Origin of the sequence: Streptomyces sp. NPDC001549 (genome assembly GCF_042894025.1) — a bacterium.
Classification (GTDB): domain Bacteria; phylum Actinomycetota; class Actinomycetes; order Streptomycetales; family Streptomycetaceae; genus Streptomyces; species Streptomyces kutzneri.
On the sequence record NZ_JBIAVJ010000024.1, the window covers coordinates 74,630 to 95,532 of the forward strand.

Genomic DNA, 20,903 nt, shown 5'->3' on the forward strand with positions numbered 1-20,903 from the left:
TAGAAATAGGCTGTTATGGGGACGATTCGGGCGGGGGGTCGGGGTGTCTGTCCAATCGGCCATGAGACCCGGGTGAAGCCGAGACGAATGGTGCGTCACATCTCCCGGAGGGACGGCGAGTCGGCGGCGAATACCTGATAGACAGTGGATATTCACGGCTCGACCAGCCACATACATTTGACGGCTCCTTGGGGGGATCGCCGCACTGTGAAGCCGCTTCACCGCCACCTCGTCAACACCTCGCGCAAGGTCCTGTGCACGGCCGCGCTCGCGGCCAGCCTGACCACCGCCGCGGTCGTGACCAGCCCGTCGACCGCCGACGCGGGAGAGTCCGAGCCCACTCCGGACAGTCCGCAGGCCGCCGACCGCGGTGACGCCCGGCTGGATCTGCCCGACATCGTCGCCGACCCGCCGCCCACCGGGGTGGGCGCTCCGGAGGCGGCCAGCGGGATACCCGCGACCGCCCTCGACGCCTATCACCGTGCCGAACTGTCGGTGGGTGCCGCGCTCCCCGGCTGCAAGCTGCCCTGGCAACTGCTCGCGGGCATCGGCCGGGTGGAGTCCGTCCACGCCTCGGGCTACGGGCTCAAGGCGGACGGCTACACCGAGAAGCCCATCCGCGGCCCGCGCCTCGACGGCAACGGCTTCGCCGAGATCCGGGACACGGACAAGGGCGAGTGGGACGCGGACGCGGTGTACGACCGGGCCGTCGGCCCGATGCAGTTCATCCCGTCCACCTGGGCCACCTGGGGCGCCGACGGCAACGGCGACTCCAAGCGCGACCCGAACAACATCTACGACGCGGCCCTGGGCGCGGGTCTCTACCTGTGCGCGGGCGACCGCGACCTGTCGAACGCGGCCAAGCTCGACCAGGCGATCCTCAGCTACAACAACTCCCGCGAGTACGTGAACACCGTGCTCGGCTACATGCGCCAGTACCAGGCCGGTGGCGTCGGCGAGGTGCCGAACCCGCCCGTCGGGGACTACCCGACGCAGCCGCCGGGCACCCTGCCCACCCCGCGCGTGCCGGTCACGCCGTCGACCCCGGTGACGCCCACGCCGACGCCGACCCCGACCCCGACGCCGACCCCCACTCCCAAGCCGACCCCCACGCCGACCCCGACGCCGGAGCAGCCGAAGCCGGCCACCCCGCGCCTGTCGGAGCTGACGGTCCTCGGCGGTTCCGGCCTCACGGCCGAGGCCGGTGCGGCCTTCGCGGAGGTCCCCCGGGTCAAGGTGCTCCTCAGCGACGGCAAGCCCGCCGTCAACCAGGAGGTCGTCTTCGCGGTCGAGGGGGACACCACCGGCGGCACGCTCTTCGGGACGGCGGACTCCCTGGTGGTCAAGGCGGGCGCCGACGGCATCGCCGCCGCGCCCGGGCTCAAGGCGGGTCCCAAGGCCGGCACCTTCACGCTGCGGGCCTCGGCCTACGACCCGCAGGGCCGGTTCACCGTGAACCTCGAAGGCAAGGTCACGGTGACGGTGACGGTCGCGGACAAGCTGGCCCGTGCGGGTGACGCGAAGCCGCTGGAGGCGGTCGCCGGCAAGAGCTTCACCGGCGTGGAGGTCTTCGCCACCGCCGCCGGGAAGGCCGTCGCGGGTACGGAGACCGTGGCCGACCTGGTCGTGAAGGACGCGGACGGCAAGTGGGTCCCGGTGGACCCGGAGACCGCGAAGAGCCCGTTCTTCAAGGACGAGGCCGGCAAGCCGGTCCTCGGCCGGCTGCTGGCCAAGACGGGCGCCGACGGCAAGATCGTCCTGCCGGAGCTGTTCACCACGGACGTGGCCCCGGGCCCCTACTTCGTGCGCCTGACGACCAAGGAGAAGGTGACCCTGGTCCTGGAGCTCAAGGTCACGGCTCCGGCCACGACGCCGACCACGCCCCCGACCACGACCACGCCCACGACCCCGGTCGTCCCGGCCCCGGTTCCCGCGAAGGAGCCGGCCGCCCGCCCCTGAGGCCGTACGTACGCCAGTGGCCCCCGGCACCGTTCCCACGGTGCCGGGGGCCACTGCGTTGCCCGCCCCGCCCCACCCCGCCGGGGGAGAGGGGGAAAGGCAGGAGCCCTGCCGGATCTGCTCGCGCAGAGGGGACAGGGCTCCTTGGGTACTGCTTTTCCAACCCGCGATTTAGGTTGGCCCAGGCGACTAGGCCGGGGTGACGTTCTCCGCCTGCGGGCCCTTCGGACCCTGCGTGACGTCGAAGTTCACCGTCTGGTTCTCCTCAAGGGAGCGGAAGCCAGAGGCGTTGATCGCGGAGTAGTGGACGAAGACATCCGGGCCGCCGCCGTCCTGGGCGATGAAGCCGAAGCCCTTTTCAGCGTTGAACCACTTCACGGTTCCGGTAGCCATGAGCCCTCCTATGGGCCAAAGGGTCGCCCTGCTCCAGAACCTGCTAAGAAGTCTGAAAACTACAAAAGCCTGCGGGTCACATTCTCCGCAGGCCTCGTACTGCAAGGGAAACCAAACTGCAACTTGCGTCGAGCCTAGCACGCACCCTGCGGCCGAGACCAGAGGGAAAGATCACGTCACCCGGACGTTTGAGACCCGCCGCAAGGCTGACGCAGACCCGGGGGCTAGTCTCGCGATGTGGACGTCTATCGCAGCCGGCCCCGTGTCGGCCACATTCAGTTCCTGAACTGCCTGCCCCTCTACTGGGGGCTGGCCAGAACCGGCACTCTGCTGGACCTGGAGCTGACCAAGGACTCCCCCGAGAAACTCAGTGAGCGCCTCGTCCAGGGGGACCTGGACATCGCCCCGATCACCCTCGTGGAGTTCCTCCGCAACGCCGACCAGCTCGTCGCCTTCCCCGACATCGCCGTCGGCTGCGACGGTCCGGTGATGTCCTGCGTGATCGTCTCGCAGGTCCCCCTGGAGCAGCTCGACGGAGCCCGCGTCGCACTCGGCTCCACCTCCCGTACGTCCGTACGCCTCGCCCAGCTGCTGCTTTCCGAGCAGTACGGCGTACGGCCCGACTACTACACCTGCCCGCCCGACCTGAGCGTGATGATGCAGGAGGCGGACGCGGCCGTACTGATCGGAGACGCCGCGCTGCGGGCCTCCCTGCACGACGCGCCCCGGCTCGGGCTGACCGTTCACGACCTCGGGCACATGTGGAAGGAGTGGACCGGGCTGCCGTTCGTCTTCGCCGTCTGGGCCGCCCGCAAGGACTACCTCGCCCGCGAGCCCGCCGTCGTGCGGGAGGTCCACGAGGCCTTCCTCTCCTCCCGGGACGTCTCCCTGGAGGAGGTCACCAAGGTGGCCGAGCAGGCGGCCCGCTGGGAGGCCTTCGACGCGGAGCTGCTGGAGCGGTACTTCACGACGCTCGACTTCCGCTTCGGTCCCGAGCAGCTGGCCGGCGTACGTGAATTCGCACGCCGTACGGGATCGACGACCGGGTATCCCGCGGATGTCGCCGTGGAGCTGCTGAGCACGGTGGTCCAGGAGTTCTGACCGGGTTTACCCGCCGCTAGTCCAAAAGGTGGGCGGGCGAATGTGAGGTTTACCGGGAATTCCCGCCCTTTTTGCATTTCCTGCCCCGGGATGGAAATGCAAAAGGGTGACTGCGCTCCTTCCCCCGCCCCGGCACCGCCTAGGCTGCTGCTCGGCCGGGCGGCACAAGGCGCCCGGGATCACGGGGAATTGGGGGACGCGATGCAGCCGCTCGAAGCCGGTGAGCCGCGGACCATCGGCGCCTACCGGCTGCTCGGCCGGCTCGGCGCGGGTGGCATGGGCCGGGTCTACCTGGGGCGCAGCGCGGGCGGCCGGACCGTCGCCGTCAAGATCGTGCACCCGCATTTCGCCACCGACGAGGAGTTCCGGGCCCGGTTCCGCCGTGAGGTGGAGGCGGCCCGCCGGGTGGGCGGCGAATGGACCGCGCCGGTGCTGGACGCGGACCCCGAGGCCCCGGTGCCGTGGGTGGCCACCGGGTACGTGGCCGGGCCCTCCCTGGACCGCGCGCTGGCCGCGCACGGCCCGCTCCCCGAGGCCTCGGTACGGGCCATCGGCGCCGGGCTGGCCCGCGCCCTGGTGGCCGTGCACGGCCTGGGCCTCGTACACCGGGACGTGAAGCCGTCGAACGTGATGCTCACCCTCGACGGGCCGCGGCTGATCGACTTCGGGATCGCGCGGGCCACGGACGGCACCGCCTCGCTGACCTCCACCGGGGTCTCCGTCGGCTCGCCCGGCTACATGTCGCCCGAGCAGATCCTGGGCAAGGGGATCACCGGGGCGGCCGACGTGTTCTCGCTCGGCGCGGTCATGGCCTTCGCGGCGACCGGGCGGCCGCCGTTCACCGGGGACAACTCGGCCACCCTCCTCTACAAGGTGGTCCACGAGCCTCCCGAGCTGGGTGCGCTCCCGGCGGGGGACGTGCGCGACCTGATCGAGGCCTGCCTGGCCAAGTCGGCCGCGGAGCGGCCGGCCCCCGAGGCGGTCGTGGCGGCCCTCGGCGGGGCGCTGGGCGCCCCCGGCTGGCTGCCCGGGCCGCTGGTCGAGGAGGCCAGCCGGGCCGCCGTGGCCCTGCTGGACCTGGACGCCGATTCCTCCGAGGGCGGTGCGGGAGGCGGGCCGGCCCCGGCCGGAGCCGGGGTCGCGGCGGCACCGGAGGCCGCGTCGGGCCCGGTCCCGTTCACCGCCGGGTCGTACGCCCCCGCCGGCGCCGGCTTCGGGGCGCCGGACCCCTCGTACGGGAGCCAGGGCCCGTACGGGAGCACGGGCCCGTACGGGAGTCAGGGCGCGGGCTCCCCGTACGCCGCCCAGGCCGCGGGCCCGTACGGCAGTCCCACCGAGACCGCCGGCGGGCTGCCCGGAGCCGGCGGCGCGGTGCCGCAGCCGCGGAGCGCGGCCGACGGGCGGCAGGTCACCGTCAGCGCCGCGGGGCGCCGGTTCAGCTGCACCGTCGTACTGGCCGCGGCGGCCGTCCTCGCGGTGCTGTCCGGCGGGATCTACTTCCTGGACCTGCTGCCGGGCCAGGGCGGCGACCAGCGGGACCTGGCCGACTCCGGCGGGCGGCCCTCCGCCTCCTCGCCCGCCCCGGGCGCCTCGGCACCCTCGGCCGCGGCCACCGGCGGGAGCTCCGCGCCGCCGTCCGGGAGCCGTACCGACGTTCCCAAGGAGCTCATCGGCACGTGGAAGGGCACGGTCACCACCGCCCGCGCCCGGCTCTCCACCGAGTTCGAGATCACCATCAAGGCCGGCAAGGTCGGTGAGGTCGTCGGCCGGGACAAGTCGATCCTCCCGCTCTTCGGGACCGACTGCAGCGGCGACTGGAAGCTCTCCTCCGCCACCGACCGTTCGCTGGTCCTGGACACCTCGGCCGGCCCCAACCCGGCCCCCGGCGTCTGCTCCAACGGCTCCGCCGACGAGCGCTTCACGCTCAACGCGGACGGGACACTGCACTACAAGTCGGGCGACGCCCCGGCCGGAAACCCCGAAGGCGATCTCAGGCGAAGCCCCTGAATCCCGTCGCCACACCCTGGCGTAGGCTGGATCGGTCCGGACCTTGACACAGACACACCGCCGAAAGGTGACTCACCGGTGACCGACCAGGCCGTTCTCCAGTCTGTCCTCGACCGCGCCGCCGCGGGGGGCCGGATCACCAGGGAAGAGGCGCTCGACCTCTACCGCCACGCGCCGCTGCACGCGCTGGGCCAGGCGGCCGACGCCGTGCGCCGCCGCCGCTACGCCGGTACCGAGCACATCGCGACGTACATCATCGAGCGGAACATCAACTACACCAACGTGTGCGTCACGGCGTGCAAGTTCTGCGCCTTCTACGCGGCCCCCAAGGACGCGAAGAAGGGCTGGTCCCGCGACCTCGACGACATCCTGCGCCGCTGCGCGGAGACCGTCGAACTCGGCGGCACCCAGATCATGTTCCAGGGCGGGCACCACCCGGACTACGGCGTCGAGTACTACGAGCACCACTTCTCCGCCATCAAGAAGGACTTCCCGCAGCTGGTCATCCACTCCCTCGGCGCGTCCGAGGTCGAGCACATGGCCCGCATCTCGGGCGTCTCGGCGGAGGAGGCCATCCAGCGCATCCACGCGGCCGGCCTCGACTCCTTCGCGGGCGCCGGCGCCGAGCTGCTGCCGGAGCGGCCGCGCACGGCGATCGCCCCGCTCAAGGAGTCCGGCGAGCGCTGGCTGGAGATCATGGAGATCGCCCACACGCTGGGCGTGGAGTCCACCTCCACCATGCTGATGGGCACCGGCGAGACCAACGCCGAGCGCATCGAGCACATCGCGATGATCCGGGACACGCAGGACCGTACGGGCGGCTTCCGCGCCTTCATCCCGTACACCTACCAGCCCGAGAACAACCGCCTCAAGGGCCGCACCCAGGCGACGATCTTCGAGTACCTGCGCATGATCGCGATCGCGCGGCTGTTCCTCGACAACATCGCCCACATCCAGGGCTCCTGGCTGACCGTCGGCAAGGAGGCGGGCCAGCTCTCGCTGCACTACGGCGCCGACGACCTCGGGTCGATCATGCTGGAGGAGAACGTCGTCTCCTCGGCCGGTGCCAAGCACCGCTCCAACCGCCAGGAGATCATCGACCTGATCCGCAAGGCGGGCCGCACCCCGGCGCAGCGCGCGACGACCTACGAGCACCTGCTCGTGCACGACGACCCGGCGAACGACCCGGTCGACGAGCGCGTGGTCTCGCACATCTCCTCCACCGCCATCGAAGGCGGAACGGCGCACCCCGAGCTGAAGCTCATCTCCACGAACTGACGACGCCGGCCGACCGATGCTGACGCTGCACACCGCCGAACTCCTGGTCCCCGGGCCGGGGTCCGCGCCGCTGCCCGGCGGTGCGGTCCTCGTCGACGGCGACCGGATCGCACGCGTGGGGCCGTACGAGGAGGTCGCCGCGGCCCACCCGCACGCCCGGACCCGCCGCTGGCCCGGGGTGATCACCCCGGGGCTGGTGGTGCGCGGGGCGGACGAGCTGCTGGAGCGCACGTACTACCCGGACGACCCGTACGAGGTCACCGAGCTCGGCGCCGACCCGATCAGGGGGGCCACCGCGCTGGAGGCGCTGAAGATGACCGAGCCGCGGTGGGGCCACAGCGCCCGGCGCGGTACGCAGCGGCTGCTGGCCCGCGGGGTGGTGGCGGTCTGCGGCCGCTTCACGGTCCCGGCGGTGCGCACGGCGGTGTCCCGGTCCGGGCTCACGATCCTGCCGCCCGCCGGCTACGAGGGGCTGCCCGCCCTGGATCCCTTCGCCGGGCGGGGCGCTGCGGCGGAGGCCTTCCACGGGATCCTGGAGGCGGGGGTTCCGGCGCGCTTCGCGGTCTTCGCGGTGGCGGACGAGGCCGAGTTGCTGGAGCGGGGTGCGACCACGTGCGTGGCCACGGTCATCGGCGGACGGCTGCTGCACCGTCGTCGCTGAGCCCGCTCTCCCCGCCGCGGGCGGTGTCCTCGGCGCGCCGGGTGTCCTCCCGGGCGAGGGCGGCCAGCAGGCAGGCCTGCAGGCGGCTGATGCCGCCCAGCTTCGCCCGTATGTTGACCACGTGGAACTTGACGGTGCTGACGGAGAGTTGGAGCTCGACGGCCAGTTCCCGGTTGGAAGCGCCGGTGGCCAGGCACAGGAACACCGCCGATTCCTGCTCGGTGAGCTGGACGTCGGCGGGCCGGTCCCCGTCGGGCACGGAGCCGCCCGGCACGGAGCCGCCCGGCACGTCCTCGCGCGGCGCCTGCGCCTCCGCGCCCGGCTCCTCGTACGAGGGGAACCACGCCGGGACGCTGAAGCTGACGACGCGCACGTTTTCTCCTTGCCCCCCGGCCGGTCCGTCCTGTGGCCGGCTCTCCCCCCTATAGGACGTGTGGACCGGACAGGTAGGTTCCATCGGAGTCGTACGGCCAGGCGTTGGACTTGCAGCCCTGAAGTCCCTTGATCTGCTGCATCATCGCCGGAGCGGGCTTTCCGGCGCCCGGGCAGCCCTCGTGCCCGCGGCCGAGCTCGTGCCCGACCTCGTGGTTGATGATCAGGGCCCGGTACTCCTCGGGCGTGCCGTTGAACTGCGGCGAACCCTCCTGCCAGCGCTTGAGGTTGACCACGACGGTGTGCCCCGTGCTGCAGTTGGTCTCGCCGATGAGCTCGGGCGTGACCACCTCGCACAGGCGGTCGGTGGTCTTGGGCGTAGCGATCTTGATGGTGAAATCGACCGGCTGGCCCGCCCCGACGAGCTGGAAGCCGTACTTCGGGTCCTGGGTCCAGCCGCGCCGGTCCCCGAGGATCGCCTCGACCGAGCGGGCGGCCGACTCCGGTTCGACTCCGCTGCCCTCCTCGACCTCGATCCGCCAGCGGCGCGCGGGCCCCTTGCCCTGCGCCTTGCCGGCGGTGGCGGAGGCCTTGAAGGCACCCGGCTGGGCAGGTGTCGCGGCGTCGGGCGACGGCGTGGGCGAGGCCGGGGGAGACGCCGCGGGTGAGCTGGACGGCTGTGCGGAGGGGGACTGCTGGCCGCCCTGCGGGACCGCGTTCGCGGAACCGTCGCCGGATTCCCCGGCCGTCGGGTCGGGCTTGGCCGCGGTCCGGCCCGCGGCGGCCTTCGCGTCGTCGTCCTGGGGCAGCAGCGTGTACGCGGTCGCCGAGACCACGGCGAGGGCCGCCGAGCCGAGGAGGATCGTGCGCCGCAGCCGCTTGCGCCGCTCGGCCCGGCGCTGGGCGCGCGGGCTGCTGCGGCGGGAGCGACCGCTGGAATGGCCTGCCGGCATCGTGAAGCTTCCTGTTCGCGGCGGCCCCTGCCGGACCGGCCACGATTCGGTCACCGATCCAGTGGGTGACCCTCACCGGGCCGCACTGTGTCAGTCAACGTGTCCGCCGGGGCGTCGCGTAACTGTCCTTCGGAACAGTTTCCGACACCTGTCCGGTGGGTAAGGCGGGCGGGGGTGGCGGGAGCCCCCGCGGCTCGCGGGGGGCCCGGCCTGAGAGGATGGGTGCGTACCCGCCGATCCGCATCGCACACCGAGGGGCGAACGCCAGTGACAAGGGCTTCCCTGGACAAGCAGCCGCACGAAGTCGCCTCCATGTTCGACGGCATCGCGGCGAAATACGACCTCACCAACGACGTCATCTCGCTGGGCCAGGCCCGGCTGTGGCGCAAGGAGGTCGCCAAGGCGGTCGGCGCGCGCCCCGGGCACGTGGTCCTCGACCTGGCCGCCGGAACCGCCACCTCCTCGCTGCCCTTCGCCGCCACCGGCGCGTACGTCGTCCCCTGCGACTTCTCCCTGGGCATGCTCATGGAGGGCAAGAAGAGGCACTCCTGGCTGCCGCTGACCGCCGGTGACGCGACGAAGCTGCCGTTCAAGGACGACGTCTTCGACACCGTCACGATCTCCTTCGGGCTGCGCAACGTCCAGGACACCGACGCCGCCCTGCGCGAGCTGTACCGGGTGACGAAGCCCGGCGGGCAGGTCGTCATCTGCGAGTTCTCGCAGCCCACCTGGGCGCCGTTCCGCACGGTCTACATGGAGTACCTGATGCGGGCGCTGCCGCCGGTGGCCCGCACGGTGGTGTCCGACCCCGACCCGTACGTGTACCTCGCCGAGTCCATCCGCGAATGGCCCGACCAGCCGGCGCTGGCCGCCCTGCTGCAGAAGGCCGGCTGGTCCAAGGTCGCCTGGCGCAATCTCAGCGGCGGCATCGTCGCGCTGCACCGGGGCATCAAGGACTGACCGCCGTGCCAGACGTCGCGCCCGCGGACTACGGGCCCCTGCTGGAGCGGATCGCCGCCGACATCGCCCCGCTGATCGGCAGCGGCACTCCGGCCGAATACATCCCGGCGCTGGCCTCCGTGGACCGGCGGCAGTTCGGGATGGCCATCGCCGACCTCGACGGCAACGTCTGCGGGGTGGGGGACTGGCGGGTCCCCTTCTCCGCCCAGTCCATCACCAAGGTCTTCGCGCTCGCCCTGGCCCTGGCGGAGGGCGGCGACAGCCTGTGGGAGCGGGTCGGCCGGGAGCCCTCCGGCAACCCGTTCAACTCGCTCGTACAGCTGGAGTACGAAAACGGCATTCCGCGCAATCCGTTCATCAACGCGGGGGCCCTCGTGGTCACCGACCGGCTCCAGACCCTGACGGGCGACGCGAGCAGCGAGCTGCTGGAGTTCCTGCGGCAGGAGAGCCAGAACCCGGACATCGGCTTCGACGCCGAGGTCGCGGCCTCCGAGCAGGAGCACGGCGACCGCAACGCGGCCGTCGCCCACTTCATGGCCTCGTACGGGAACATCGACAATCCGGTGCCCGCGCTGCTGGAGCACTACTTCTGGCAGTGCTCCATCGAGATGAGCTGCGCCGACCTGGCCCGTGCCGGGCGCTTCCTGGCCCGGCACGGGCTCCGCGCCGACGGCACACGGCTGCTGACGCGCAGCGAGGCCAAGCAGATCAACGCGGTGATGCTGACCTGCGGGACGTACGACGCGGCGGGCGAGTTCGCCTACCGCGTCGGGCTGCCCGGCAAGAGCGGGGTGGGCGGCGGCATCGTCGCCGTCGTCCCGGGCCAGTGCACCCTCGCCGTGTGGAGCCCGGGCCTGGACGCCCGGGGCAACTCGGTGGCGGGCGTGGCGGCGCTGGACCGGTTCACGACCCTGACGGGCCTGTCCGTCTTCTGAACCGCGGCTTCCCACACGGCGCTCGGCGCCCGCGCCTCAAACGCCGGCGGGGCCGAAACTGCGCAGCCCGGTCACTCGCCCCGCAGGGACAGGTCGTAGCGGCGGCCCGGGTTGCCGCCCGGCGTGGTGAACTCCTCGGCCAGGGTCATGCCCAGACGCTCCGCCACCGCCACCGAACGCGCGTTCCGGGCGTCGATCATCGCCACCACGTGCGGGACACCGGCCGCGCGGACCCGCTCCAGCGTGGCGAGCGCGGCGGCGTACGCGTAGCCCCGGCCCCACGCGGAGCGGCCCAGCCGCCAGCCGATCTCGATCTCTCCGACCGGGCCCCACTCCTTCTCCCGGGGCCACGGCTGGGCGCCGGTGAAGCCGATCACCGCACCCTGCGCGTCCACCAGGGTCCACAGGCAGTAGCCCAGCTGGGCGTCGTGCATGCGCTGGCGCGCGGACAACTCCTCGTACGCGGACAGTTCCGCGGGACCTCCGAGGAACTCCATGACGTCGGGGTCGGCGAAGGCCGCGTGCCAGGCGTGCGCGTCCTCGTCGGTGGGCACGCGGAGCTGTACGGCGGGAAGCGGCCGGGTCGGCGAGGTGGTCATCGGAGGCACCCTTCGGATCGCGATCTCTCTCGCTGCATAGACTGCACATGTCCGGTGCCGCCTGGCACCCTATATCGAGCCTTCGGGAGATCCCGCAGTGACCGAGCTCCTCTCCGAACACTCCGCGGACGTGATCGTCGTCGGGGCCGGGCCCGCCGGCTCGACCACCGCCTACTACCTCGCCAAGGCCGGATTGGACGTCCTGCTGCTGGAGAAGACGGCGTTCCCGCGCGAGAAGGTCTGCGGCGACGGCCTGACCCCGCGCGCCACCAAGCAGCTGGTGGCCATGGGCATCGACATCTCCGAAGAGGCCGGCTGGCTGCGGAACAAGGGCCTGAGGATCATCGGCGGCGGGCAGCGGCTCCAGCTGGACTGGCCGGAACTCGCCTCCTATCCGGACTACGGACTCGTCCGCAAGCGTGACGACTTCGACGAGACCCTGGCCCGCCAGGCGCAGAAGGCCGGCGCCCGGCTGTACGAGCGCTGCACCGTCGGCGAGCCCGTGCGCGACGCGCGCACCGGCCACATCACCGGCGTGCACGCGAAGCTCGGCGAGGAGAAGACCCCGGTCACCTTCCACGCACCGCTGGTCGTCGCGGCCGACGGCAACTCCTCCCGGCTGTCCCTGGCGATGGGCCTGCACCGGCGCGAGGACCGCCCGATGGGCGTGGCCGTGCGGACGTACTTCACCTCGCCGCGGCACGACGACGACTACCTGGAGTCCTGGCTGGAGCTGTGGGACCGGCGCGGCGCGCAGGACCGGCTGCTGCCCGGCTACGGCTGGATCTTCGGCATGGGCGACGGCACCTCCAACGTCGGCCTCGGCATCCTCAACTCCTCCTCCGCCTTCAAGGAGCTGGACTGGCGCGAGGTCCTCAAGGCCTGGTGCGCCTCCATGCCGGAGGACTGGGGCTACACCCCCGAGAACATGACGCAGCCGATCCGCGGCGCGGCCCTGCCGATGGCCTTCAACCGGCAGCCGCACTACACCAAGGGCCTGCTGCTGGTCGGCGACGCGGGCGGGCTCGTCAACCCGTTCAACGGCGAGGGCATCGCGTACGCCATGGAGTCGGGCCAGATCGCGGCCGACGTCATCGTGCAGGCCCAGGCCCGGGCCACCCCGGCCCAGCGCGAGCTGGCGCTGCACAACTACCCGAAGGTGCTCAAGGAGACCTACGGCGGCTACTACACCCTGGGCCGCGCCTTCGTGAAGCTGATCGGCAACCCGAAGGTCATGAAGATCGCCGCCCAGCGCGGTCTGACCCACCCGGTGCTGATGCGGTTCACCCTGAAGATGCTCGCCAACCTGACCGACCCGACGGGCGGCGACGCGATGGACCGCATCATCAACGGCCTCTCGAAGGTGGCCCCGAAGGCCTGAGCCGACCGGTCAGCCGTCCGTGCCCGTGCCCGCTTCGGTGGGTGCGGGCACGTCCGCGTCCGCGCCTCGGTCCGCGCCCGGGTCGGCGCCCGGGTCCGCGCCCGGGACCGGGCGGCGGTGGACGGTACGGACGCACCTGGCCAGCAGGACCAGCCCGCACACCAGCAGTGCCCCCGAGGCGGTCCAGCCGAGGCCCAGTGTGAGCGGGTGGCCGGGCTTCTGCCAGGGGCGGGCGGTGGTCAGCAGCCAGCCGCCCACCGCGAGCAGGCCGAGCCCGAGCGCGGCCGGGACCGCGGTGGGGTCGCCGACGCCGTGGGATGCGTACGGCTTCGGGTTCACGGGACCACCACCTCCAGGTGCGGGCCGGGGCGGCCCTGACGGCCGGGCGCGCTCCCGCTATCTTCGCAGGGCCTCGGCCGGTTCCACACGGGCCGCCCGCCAGGCGGGATAGAGCCCGGCCAGCAGCCCGGTGACCAGGCCGGCGAGCGGGGCCGCGGCGACGGTGGCCGGATGGATCACCGGGGTCCAGTCCCGGGCGAGGGCGACGGCGACCACGGTCAGCTCGCCCAGCGAGGTCCCGACCAGGCCGCCGAGAGCCCCCAGGGCCGCGGACTCGGTGAGGAACTGGGCCGAGATGTGCCGCCCCCGGGCGCCGAGCGCCCGGCGCAGCCCGATCTCCCCGGTCCGCTCCAGTACGGCGACCAGGGTGGTGTTGGCGATCCCGACCGCGCCGATGACCAGGCAGATCCCGGCGAGCAGCAGGAAGAGCGCGCTCAGGTCGGCGGTGACACCGGAGCGCAGCACCCGCGGATCGGGCGGCGGGACGGCCTTCAGGTACTCGGGGTGGTCGGGGCGCAGCGCGAGCGGGGCGAGGTCGGCGACCTGGCGGGCGGCGCCGAGTTCGGTGGAGATCAGCATGGACGCGCCGCCGGGCGAGGGCGGCCCCCAGAGCTGCTCGGCGGTGGTGCGCGGGACGAGCACCGACATCAGGTGTTCGGGCCGGCGCCGGAGGTCCGCCACGATGCCCGCCACGGTGAACGGCTCCTGGCCGATGTAGAGGGCGGGCCGGGTGGCCAGGGTGGTGATGCCGAGGCGGGCGGCGAGCCCGCTGCCGATGACGACGACGCGCTCGTGGCCGCGCTCGGCGAAGTCGTCGTAGAGCCGGCCCTGCTGGAGGGTCGGTACGAGGGCGGCGACGGCGCCGGGGGAGGCGGCCACGACGGCCGCGCCGGTGGTCGGGTCGCCGGCGCCGGACGGCAGGGGGCCGACGGCGGTGCGTGAGCCGAGCCGCACCGTCCACAGCACCCCGGCGTGCTCGATGCCCGCGACGGCGCGCAGCCGCTGCTCGGCGTCGGCGGGGAAGCCGGTCCCGGCGAACTCGTTCTGCTGGGCGGCGACGTCCTCGATGCTGACCTCGGTGGCGGTCAGGACGTTGAACCTGGAGTCGATCTGCGAGGAGATGGTGGCGGTGAGGCCGAGCACGGCCACGAAGCTGCCCACGCCGAGGACGGTGCCGAGGGCGGTGAGCGCGGCCCGGCCGGGCCGGCGCAGCATCCCGGCGACGGCCTCGGCCAGGGCGTCGCGCACGGACAGCCGGGTGGGGGCGACGGCGCTCAAGGATCCAGCCGCCCGTCGCGGATGGTGACGGTCCGGGCGCCGTGCCGGGCCACCTCGGGGTCGTGCGTGATGACGAGGACGGTCAACCCGGCTCCGTGCAGTTCGTCCAGCAGCCCGAGGACGGACGCGGCGTTCACGGAGTCGAGATTGCCGGTCGGCTCGTCGCACAGCAGGAGCGAGGGGCGCCCGACCAGGGCGCGTGCGATCGCCACCCGCTGGCGCTCGCCGCCCGACAGCCGGCCGGGCACGGCGCTGGCCCGGTGCCCGAGACCGACCCGGTCGAGGGCCTCGCGGGCCCGTACGAGGCGCTGGGCGCGCGGGATTTGGGTGTAGAGCATGGCGAGGGTGACGTTCTCCAGGGCGGACCGGTGGGGGAGGAGGTGGAAGGACTGGAAGACGAAGCCGATCCGGCGGCCGCGCAGGGCGGTGCGCTCCCGGTCGGGGAGCGCGGCGGTGTCGATCCCGTCGAGCAGGTACCGGCCGCTGGTGGGGGAGTCGAGCAGCCCGGCGACGTTGAGGAAGGTGGACTTCCCGGAGCCGGAGGGGCCGACGACGGTGATGAACTCGCCGCGCCGGACGGTCAGGTCGCAGGGGTGCAGGGCCGCGACGGGCGGCGGCCCGGGGTAGGTGAGGCCGGCCCCGCGGAGTTCGATCACGGGGCTTTCGTCGTCGCCGCCATCGCCGCCGTTGCCGCCCTTGCCGCCATCGCGGCCGGAGGACTGCTGGGGCCGCCGGGACTGCCGCGACTGCCGCGCCTGCCGGGACAGGAGCCTCACCTGGTCTTCCCCCGGGTCTCGCGGGGTGCGACCCCGATCACCACTTTGGTCCCGGCGGCGAGGGCGCCCGCCTGGGCCGGGGTGACGGCCACGAAGCCGTCGCCGCTGGTGCCGGTCCGCACCTCGATGCGCCGCTGGGTGCCTTCGGCGGACACGGCGGTGACGACCGTACGTCCGTCCGCGCCCGCCGAGACGGCGGTGACCGGGACGACGAGCGCCTCGCCGTCGGTGGCGGCCGACTCGACGGTCAGCCGGACGTCCTGCCTGGCGAAGCCGGCGGGCAGCGGCTGGTCGGCGCGGACCACCATCCGGTAGCCGAGGTCGGCACCGCCGACGCCCGTGCCACCGCTCCCGCCGCCCTTGGGGTTCTGGCCGGGGTCCTGCTGCGGTTGCGGTCCGGCGGGCTGCGCGGCGGACCGCTCGGTGGCGACGACCGCCACCTTGCCGCGGACATCGGTGCCGGAGAGCTCGGAGGAGATCACCACGGTCATTCCGGCACGCAGCAGCTGCCTCTTGTCGTCCTTGAGGTAGGCCTCGACGACGAGCTCCCCGCCGGAGAGCGTGAGCACCGGCCCGGCCACGGGGGAGCCCGCGCGGGCTCCGACGGAGCTGACGCGGGCCGGGAAGGAACCCAGGAACACGGTCTCGGCGGTGGGCAGCATCGGCCCGTCGGCGGCCTCGGCGGCCGCGAGCGCGGCCTGGGCCTCGCCGAGGGCCTGCCGCGCCCGTGCGAGCTCCCGGCCGGAGCCGGAGCGCAGGCCGGGGCCGGGGCTCGCTGTCGTGCCGGGGCCCGGCGTGGCGCCGCCCTTGCCGGACCCGCCCTCCGCGGGCGCGCCCACCGGGCCGGTGGGGCTGCTCGCGTCCTCCAGGGCCCACGTCGCGGACCGCACGGCCTCCCGCGCCGATCTGAGGGCCGCGCCCCCGTCGGCGACCGCGGGCGGCGGCTCGTACCCGATGGCCCGGTAGCGGGCGGCGAGCGCGGCCTTCGTACCGGGCCCGAAGACGCCCTTCGCGTCGCCGCCGGTGCCGTGCCCGAGCTCGCGCAGCGCCTGCTGCAGCTGCGCGACGTCGTCGCCGGTGGCCCCGGGCTTGAGGTCGCGGTACATCGGCTGCGCGCCGTGCAGGGTGAACACCGGCCGCCCGGACACCTCGGCGATCAGCTGCCCCGCCGTGACCGGGTCCCCGGCCTTCAGCGGCAGTTTGGTCACCAGGGCCGCGCCCGTCCCCTCGCCGGCGCGCACCCCCTGCGGGGTCACGGCGACGCTCTGGTCGGCGACCACCGTCCCGCGCATGACCACGGTCTGCGCGAGCACCCGTCGCTCGACGTCCGCGGTCAGGGCCCCCTGCGCGGGCGGGCCGGTCTCCGCGGCCACCTGCGCGGGGGACTTCACCAGCGTGGTCGCCAGCAGTCCGCCGACCGCCATCAGCGCGGCCCCGCCGACGACCGCGAGCACCACGCGCCGCCCGCGCGCGAGACCGGCGCGGTCGTCCTCGGGGGCCGCCGGGGCCTCGGCGTGCTCCACGGCCTGCTCCGGTTCGCTCATCTCTCGGGCCGGCACTTCTTCAACGCGTCGAGGTGGTCGCGCTTGAGCGAGCTCCACTGTTCGGGAGTGCCCTTGCGGTCGTCGATCTGGGCGGTGACCGGGTCCGGGTCCGGGTACCAGGAGATGCCCTCGGCCCGCAGGCACACGGACTCCTTCTGCGCGGCGGCGATCCGGGCGGGGTCGGCCGGCCGGGGCTTCGGCGGGGGCGGCAGCATCGGTGCGCAGGTCTTGTGCGCCTCGTCGTTCCAGGGCTTCGACTTGTCCTCGCGCGGAGCGCCGTAGTCCGTATAAACGATCGCCACGCCCTGCTTCTTCAGGCAGTCGTAGTAAGCGATTTCCTCCGCGGTGGGAGGCGGGCTGTCGCTTGCCGCGGGTTCTTTGCCGCCGCCGCCGCATCCCGTCAGTGAAATGCACAGAAGAAGCAGAGGAGTCACATATCTCGCGTGCACGACGGGCTTCCCTTGCGACGGTAGGAGTGGATTACGTGCATCCGTTTGGCGGGTGGGGGAGGGCGCGCGCCAGATGGTAGATACCTGGGGCCGTTCGCGACAAGTTACCTATCGGACAACGGACATGACTGTGCATCAGCTGAGAAGAACCTTGAATCGGCACGGGGTTCGATGTTGAATCCCGCCGGGCGGAAATGCCTGACCCCGGTCCGCCCCGAACGCCCCGATTTTCACCCGAGGAGTGAGGTAAGCGTGATGGACAACGCAATGCGCAAGCTGACCGCCGGCTGCGTCGCCGCCGTTTCGGCCGGTGCCATTCTGCTGGGAACCGCAGGTCCGGCGGGCGCCTGGGGGCGCGACGGAAATCTGGAGAACCAGGAGTTCGGACTTTTCTACTGGCAGAACCAGTCCGGTTGTGTCTTCGACCTGGTGACGAATGACCTGAACTTCGGCGACGACAAGTACCAGGGCTCCTGCTCGGCCAGCGGGAACTGGATCAACGACACCACCGAGTCCTACCGGAACCGGGACATCTACGCCTGGAAGGTCGGCACCGACAAGGACCTGGGCGGCAACGTCGGAGAGATCCCGTCGAACTACACGGGCAACGCCTCGGCCAACTTCAAGAACAAGATCAGCTCGGCCAAGTACACCCTCCACCCGTAATCCGGATCCGGACCCGGCAGAAGGAGTTCCACGCGATGAACACCTCCCGGCGCCGCCGGCCCGCCGCGGCCGCCGCCCCGGCCGCCGTCCTGCTGGCGGCCGCCCTCCTGGCCGGCTGCGCCGGTACCGGCGGCTCCGGGGGCGGTGAACCGGAGCTCGGTCCCGTCGAGGTGAACCCGGCGACGGCCACGCTGTCCCTCCCGATGGACGCGTACACGGACACCGAGGCCGAACGGATCCGGATGGGCCAGGTCCAGCAGGCCCTGGTCTCCCGGTGCATGGCCCGCTACGGGTTCACCTACGAGGGCGTGCGATCGGCCGAGGCCCCCGGCGCCGGGGCCGAGGACCGGCACGAGTACCTCTTCGGGCTGGCCGATCCGGCGTACGCGGCGGCCCACGGGTACGACAAGTCCGCGGGGGAGGGGAGTCCGGCGAAGCCCGCTCCGCCGCCGCTGAGCGACAGCGCGTACGTCGTGATGAACGGCGAGCAGCCCGGGGCGCAGGGCGGCCGGGCTCCCGACGCGAAGACCGAGGAGGAGGCCGCGCTGGTGGACAGCGGCCTGACGGCGGCCGGGCAGAAGGTGCCGGCCGGCGGGTGCGGGCGCGAGGGGTTCCGCAAGCTGTACGCCCCGGCCAAGGACAGCGTGGACCTGCTCTTCACGTTCGGGCTGGCCTCGGAGGCGCACGACCGCTCCCGGCAGGACTCCCGGGTCGTCGACGCCCTCAAGAAGTGGTCGTCATGCATGGACAAGTCGGGATACACCGGGATCGAATCGCCGTACGACGTCGTGGAGAAGCTCGGCCTGCAGGACGACAAGGGCGGTCCGAAGGCCGTGACGGCGGCCAAGGCCGATGTCGCGTGCAAGCGCGAGGTGAACCTCGTCGGGATCTGGGGCGCGGTCGAGAAGGCGTACCAGGAGCGGCTCGTCGAGGAGCACGCCGAGACGCTCGCGCTCTACAAGAAGCAGCGGGAGGCCCGCTTCAAGCTGGCGGCCTCGCTGGCCTGAGAAGCCCTGGGGAGCCCTGGAGCACGCCCCGGCGGCCCGGGAAACGCCGAGAACGGCCCCAGGGCCGGTACTCCACCCCCGAGCGGGGGAGTACCGGCCGCAGGGCCGTTCTCGGCTGTGCCTGGTGCCGTGGACCGAGCCGTGCTCAGAGGAGGCGGACGGCGCCCGTCGGCTTGTCGTAGCTGAGGTTGCGCTCGACGATGCCCGTGCTGGGGTTCTGCGCGCCGACGAACTTGCCGCCGCCGACGTAGATGGCGACGTGGTACGCGCTGCCCTTGGAGCCCCAGTACAGGATGTCGCCCGGCTGCAGGGCGCTCAGCGACACCGAGGTGCCGGCCGAGGACTGCGCCTGGGACATGCGCGGCAGGCTGATGCCGGCCTGGCGGTAGGCGGCCTGGACGAGACCGGAGCAGTCGAACGAGGACGGGCCGGTGCCGCCCATCACGTACGCCTTGCCGACCTGCGCGCGGGCGAAGTTGACGATGGCCGCGGCGGAGCCGGTGGCCGGGGCGGAGACGGTGCCGGTGCCCTGCGGGGCGGCGGTGCTCTTGAGCGTCGTGCGCTCGGAGCCGGAGCTGCGGCTGGAGCGCTCGGCCTCGGCCTTGCGGACGGCCTCTTCCTTCGCCGTCTTCTCGGCCTTCTCGGCGTCGGCCTTCTTCTGGGCCTCTTCCTTGGCCTGCTTCGCCTCGGCGGCGGCGCCGGTACGGGCGCTCTCCTCCTGGGCGGTCAGTTCGCCCGCGACGGCGGCGAGACGGGTGTTCTCGGCGGCCACGGTGACGGCGGAGGAGACGTCGGCGCCCAGGTCCAGGTTGAGGACCGGCATTTCGAGCGTCGTCTCGGCCACGGGCTCGGCGGACGGGGACGCGCTCGCGGTGCCGGCCATGGCCAGGGTGCTGAGGACGCCACCGGCAACTCCGGCGCGGACCGCGAGCTTCGAGGCGCTTCGGCGGGGCTTCCGGTGGCTGGGTATGTGAGCGGTGTGGGACATGAGGACAACCGCTATCAGGGTGCCCGGGTTCCCTTCAAGAAACGTGGGTTGCGCCACAGTTGCGCGAGAAGGGCGCGAACCGGGCGCCTCTGGCTTCTTATTGACGCCGTAACGGGCGAATCGGACAGGCCTTCACAAGGCTGTGATCATGGGGTTTCGGAATTAAGTCCGAATTGATCCTTGACCTACCATCACTCCGTACAGATGGCCAAGCCCTCTTTCGGAAGGCTCGATTCAGAGTGGCGCAGGTCACAGCAACGTCACGCCATGCGGACGCTGTGCCCCTCCCGTGACCTTCCTGTGAACGTGCCGAGAGGTTCGTGAACGGATGCACGCACTCGCGCGGTCCCCCGCGCCGGCGGCGGTGCGGACATCGATGTGCCCCCCGGGCGGTCCCGCGCCCCTCGCCGGCACCCCCGCCCGCCCTCCATCCGCTCCCCGCGTCTGCCCCGCGTCCACCTCCGTACACAAGGGCTCCCCCGACCGGGGGACGCCGATCCCCTTACCATCCCCAAACCCCTCCTGCCAATTTGCCTGCACTGAGCATCGTTTGATAGGGCGAGCCGCCTTCTACCTGCGGTAATGGGCTCAGATGTCACCTTTGGTAACCATGCGGATGCTTCGCGTATGAAGATCACCACTCATCGGACTTCATGATCGTTCGTCAGGTGGTGGAGATCACAAACTCGGTGTTGCAACCCGTGTCGCAGATCACAGAGGAGCGGGCATAAGATGCGCAGCAGTCCGGCTTGTGAACTGCCTCACATGCAAGCGCTTGATCGAAAGCGTGATCCTCGCGAGGCAGCTCACGCCCCCAGCTACCGCTGGGAGGTGCCCCCGGCCGGCAGCGGTCCAACGGTCAAGGACGACTGGAAGGAGCGAGGAGCGTGAATGCGTACGCACCCATCCTCGTGCTCGGCGCCCTCGGCGCAGGGTTTGCGATCTTCTCCGTGGTCATGGCCACGCTGATCGGCCCAAAACGGTACAACCGGGCGAAGCTTGAAGCCTACGAGTGCGGCATCGAGCCGACGCCGATGCCGGCCGGCGGTGGCCGCTTCCCCATCAAGTACTACCTGACGGCGATGCTCTTCATCGTCTTCGACATCGAGGTTGTCTTCCTCTACCCCTGGGCCGTCACCTTCGACTCCCTGGGGATCTTCGGGCTCGTCGAGATGCTGCTCTTCGTGCTCACCGTCTTCGTCGCCTACGCCTACGTGTGGCGCCGCGGCGGCCTGGAATGGGACTGAGGGGCTGAAT

21 protein-coding genes are annotated in these 20,903 nt (G+C 72.2%); 11 read left to right on the plus strand and 10 right to left on the minus strand.

Annotated features, from left to right (window positions below; genetic code table 11):
• Positions 1-207: 207 nt before the first annotated feature.
• Positions 208-1,959, plus strand: coding sequence for a lytic transglycosylase domain-containing protein (locus ACFY04_RS32040; RefSeq protein ID WP_389122139.1), 1,752 nt, complete (start codon positions 208-210; stop codon positions 1,957-1,959).
• Between the two features lie 189 nt (positions 1,960-2,148).
• On the opposite strand, the gene ACFY04_RS32045 is transcribed toward ACFY04_RS32040, so the two are convergent.
• Positions 2,149-2,352, minus strand: a complete 204-nt coding sequence (locus ACFY04_RS32045) for a cold-shock protein (RefSeq protein ID WP_030012116.1) — start codon at positions 2,350-2,352, stop codon at positions 2,149-2,151.
• A gap of 237 nt (positions 2,353-2,589) precedes the next feature.
• Here ACFY04_RS32045 and ACFY04_RS32050 point away from each other — a divergent pair, with 237 nt between their 5' ends.
• From ACFY04_RS32050 to ACFY04_RS32065, 4 genes are all read left to right on the plus strand, one after another.
• Positions 2,590-3,453, plus strand: a complete 864-nt coding sequence (locus tag ACFY04_RS32050; RefSeq protein WP_389122142.1) for a menaquinone biosynthetic enzyme MqnA/MqnD family protein — start codon at positions 2,590-2,592, stop codon at positions 3,451-3,453.
• A 201-nt stretch (positions 3,454-3,654) separates the two neighbouring features.
• Positions 3,655-5,460 (plus strand): serine/threonine-protein kinase, encoded by a 1,806-nt coding sequence (locus tag ACFY04_RS32055; RefSeq protein WP_389122144.1) that lies wholly within the window; start codon positions 3,655-3,657, stop codon positions 5,458-5,460.
• A gap of 78 nt (positions 5,461-5,538) precedes the next feature.
• Positions 5,539-6,738, plus strand: a complete 1,200-nt coding sequence (gene mqnC, locus ACFY04_RS32060; RefSeq protein ID WP_389122146.1) for a cyclic dehypoxanthinyl futalosine synthase — start codon at positions 5,539-5,541, stop codon at positions 6,736-6,738.
• A gap of 16 nt (positions 6,739-6,754) precedes the next feature.
• A complete protein-coding gene (locus ACFY04_RS32065; RefSeq protein WP_389122147.1) occupies positions 6,755-7,399 on the plus strand; it encodes a hypothetical protein in 645 nt (214 codons plus the stop codon).
• On the opposite strand, the gene ACFY04_RS32070 is transcribed toward ACFY04_RS32065, so the two are convergent.
• A complete protein-coding gene (locus tag ACFY04_RS32070; protein WP_389122149.1) occupies positions 7,365-7,772 on the minus strand; it encodes a helix-turn-helix transcriptional regulator in 408 nt (135 codons plus the stop codon). The two genes, ACFY04_RS32065 and ACFY04_RS32070, sit on opposite strands and share 35 nt — an antisense overlap.
• Before the next feature lie 49 nt (positions 7,773-7,821).
• On the minus strand, positions 7,822-8,724 hold the full coding sequence (locus tag ACFY04_RS32075) for a DUF3152 domain-containing protein (protein WP_389122151.1): 903 nt from the start codon (positions 8,722-8,724) through the stop codon (positions 7,822-7,824).
• A 267-nt stretch (positions 8,725-8,991) separates the two neighbouring features.
• Here ACFY04_RS32075 and ACFY04_RS32080 point away from each other — a divergent pair, with 267 nt between their 5' ends.
• Positions 8,992-9,684, plus strand: a complete 693-nt coding sequence (locus ACFY04_RS32080) for a demethylmenaquinone methyltransferase (RefSeq protein WP_301368029.1) — start codon at positions 8,992-8,994, stop codon at positions 9,682-9,684.
• A 38-nt stretch (positions 9,685-9,722) separates the two neighbouring features.
• On the plus strand, positions 9,723-10,619 hold the full coding sequence (locus ACFY04_RS32085; RefSeq protein WP_389122279.1) for a glutaminase: 897 nt from the start codon (positions 9,723-9,725) through the stop codon (positions 10,617-10,619).
• A gap of 71 nt (positions 10,620-10,690) precedes the next feature.
• Here the strand turns inward: ACFY04_RS32085 and ACFY04_RS32090 are convergent, their stop codons facing one another.
• Entirely contained in the window at positions 10,691-11,218 is a 528-nt protein-coding gene (locus tag ACFY04_RS32090; RefSeq protein WP_389122153.1) for a GNAT family N-acetyltransferase, read from the minus strand.
• A gap of 97 nt (positions 11,219-11,315) precedes the next feature.
• Between ACFY04_RS32090 and ACFY04_RS32095 the strand changes: the two genes are divergently transcribed.
• Complete coding sequence (locus ACFY04_RS32095; protein WP_030722345.1) at positions 11,316-12,599, plus strand: geranylgeranyl reductase family protein; 1,284 nt, start codon at positions 11,316-11,318, stop codon at positions 12,597-12,599.
• A 9-nt stretch (positions 12,600-12,608) separates the two neighbouring features.
• On the opposite strand, the gene ACFY04_RS32100 is transcribed toward ACFY04_RS32095, so the two are convergent.
• The 5 genes from ACFY04_RS32100 to ACFY04_RS32120 form a co-directional block, all read right to left on the minus strand.
• Positions 12,609-12,938, minus strand: a complete 330-nt coding sequence (locus ACFY04_RS32100; RefSeq protein WP_389122156.1) for a hypothetical protein — start codon at positions 12,936-12,938, stop codon at positions 12,609-12,611.
• A gap of 57 nt (positions 12,939-12,995) precedes the next feature.
• Complete coding sequence (locus ACFY04_RS32105; RefSeq protein WP_389122158.1) at positions 12,996-14,216, minus strand: ABC transporter permease; 1,221 nt, start codon at positions 14,214-14,216, stop codon at positions 12,996-12,998.
• Complete coding sequence (locus ACFY04_RS32110) at positions 14,213-14,872, minus strand: ABC transporter ATP-binding protein (RefSeq protein ID WP_389122282.1); 660 nt, start codon at positions 14,870-14,872, stop codon at positions 14,213-14,215. Before ACFY04_RS32110 ends, ACFY04_RS32105 begins: the two co-directional genes overlap by 4 nt.
• Positions 14,873-14,988: 116 nt before the next feature.
• Entirely contained in the window at positions 14,989-16,536 is a 1,548-nt protein-coding gene (locus tag ACFY04_RS32115; RefSeq protein ID WP_389122159.1) for a peptidoglycan-binding protein, read from the minus strand.
• Positions 16,533-16,838 (minus strand): hypothetical protein, encoded by a 306-nt coding sequence (locus ACFY04_RS32120; protein WP_389122162.1) that lies wholly within the window; start codon positions 16,836-16,838, stop codon positions 16,533-16,535. Before ACFY04_RS32120 ends, ACFY04_RS32115 begins: the two co-directional genes overlap by 4 nt.
• A gap of 399 nt (positions 16,839-17,237) precedes the next feature.
• Here ACFY04_RS32120 and ACFY04_RS32125 point away from each other — a divergent pair, with 399 nt between their 5' ends.
• Together ACFY04_RS32125 and ACFY04_RS32130 are read left to right on the plus strand one after the other, a co-directional pair.
• On the plus strand, positions 17,238-17,651 hold the full coding sequence (locus ACFY04_RS32125; RefSeq protein ID WP_389122164.1) for a hypothetical protein: 414 nt from the start codon (positions 17,238-17,240) through the stop codon (positions 17,649-17,651).
• Positions 17,652-17,686: 35 nt separating this feature from the next.
• Positions 17,687-18,658: a hypothetical protein gene (locus tag ACFY04_RS32130; RefSeq protein ID WP_389122166.1), complete on the plus strand. Its 972-nt coding sequence runs from the start codon at positions 17,687-17,689 to the stop codon at positions 18,656-18,658.
• Between the two features lie 145 nt (positions 18,659-18,803).
• Here ACFY04_RS32130 and ACFY04_RS32135 read toward each other — a convergent pair whose 3' ends face one another.
• Positions 18,804-19,646 carry a C40 family peptidase gene (locus tag ACFY04_RS32135; protein WP_389122168.1) on the minus strand — a complete coding sequence of 281 codons (843 nt, stop codon included), beginning with the start codon at positions 19,644-19,646 and terminating at the stop codon, positions 18,804-18,806.
• Between the two features lie 887 nt (positions 19,647-20,533).
• Here ACFY04_RS32135 and ACFY04_RS32140 point away from each other — a divergent pair.
• Positions 20,534-20,893 carry an NADH-quinone oxidoreductase subunit A gene (locus ACFY04_RS32140; protein ID WP_030010013.1) on the plus strand — a complete coding sequence of 120 codons (360 nt, stop codon included), beginning with the start codon at positions 20,534-20,536 and terminating at the stop codon, positions 20,891-20,893.
• The last annotated feature ends 10 nt before the right edge of the window (positions 20,894-20,903 follow it).

Coding starts and splice junctions, on each gene's coding strand:
- ACFY04_RS32045 (WP_030012116.1), bottom strand. CDS start 2,352: ATGGCTACCGGAACCGTGAAGTGGTTCAACGCTGAAAAGGGCTTCGGC.
- ACFY04_RS32055 (WP_389122144.1), top strand. CDS start 3,655: ATGCAGCCGCTCGAAGCCGGTGAGCCGCGGACCATCGGCGCCTACCGG.
- ACFY04_RS32065 (WP_389122147.1), top strand. CDS start 6,755: ATGCTGACGCTGCACACCGCCGAACTCCTGGTCCCCGGGCCGGGGTCC.
- ACFY04_RS32075 (WP_389122151.1), bottom strand. CDS start 8,724: ATGCCGGCAGGCCATTCCAGCGGTCGCTCCCGCCGCAGCAGCCCGCGC.
- ACFY04_RS32090 (WP_389122153.1), bottom strand. CDS start 11,218: ATGACCACCTCGCCGACCCGGCCGCTTCCCGCCGTACAGCTCCGCGTG.
- ACFY04_RS32115 (WP_389122159.1), bottom strand. CDS start 16,536: ATGAGCGAACCGGAGCAGGCCGTGGAGCACGCCGAGGCCCCGGCGGCC.
- ACFY04_RS32130 (WP_389122166.1), top strand. CDS start 17,687: ATGAACACCTCCCGGCGCCGCCGGCCCGCCGCGGCCGCCGCCCCGGCC.
- ACFY04_RS32135 (WP_389122168.1), bottom strand. CDS start 19,646: ATGTCCCACACCGCTCACATACCCAGCCACCGGAAGCCCCGCCGAAGC.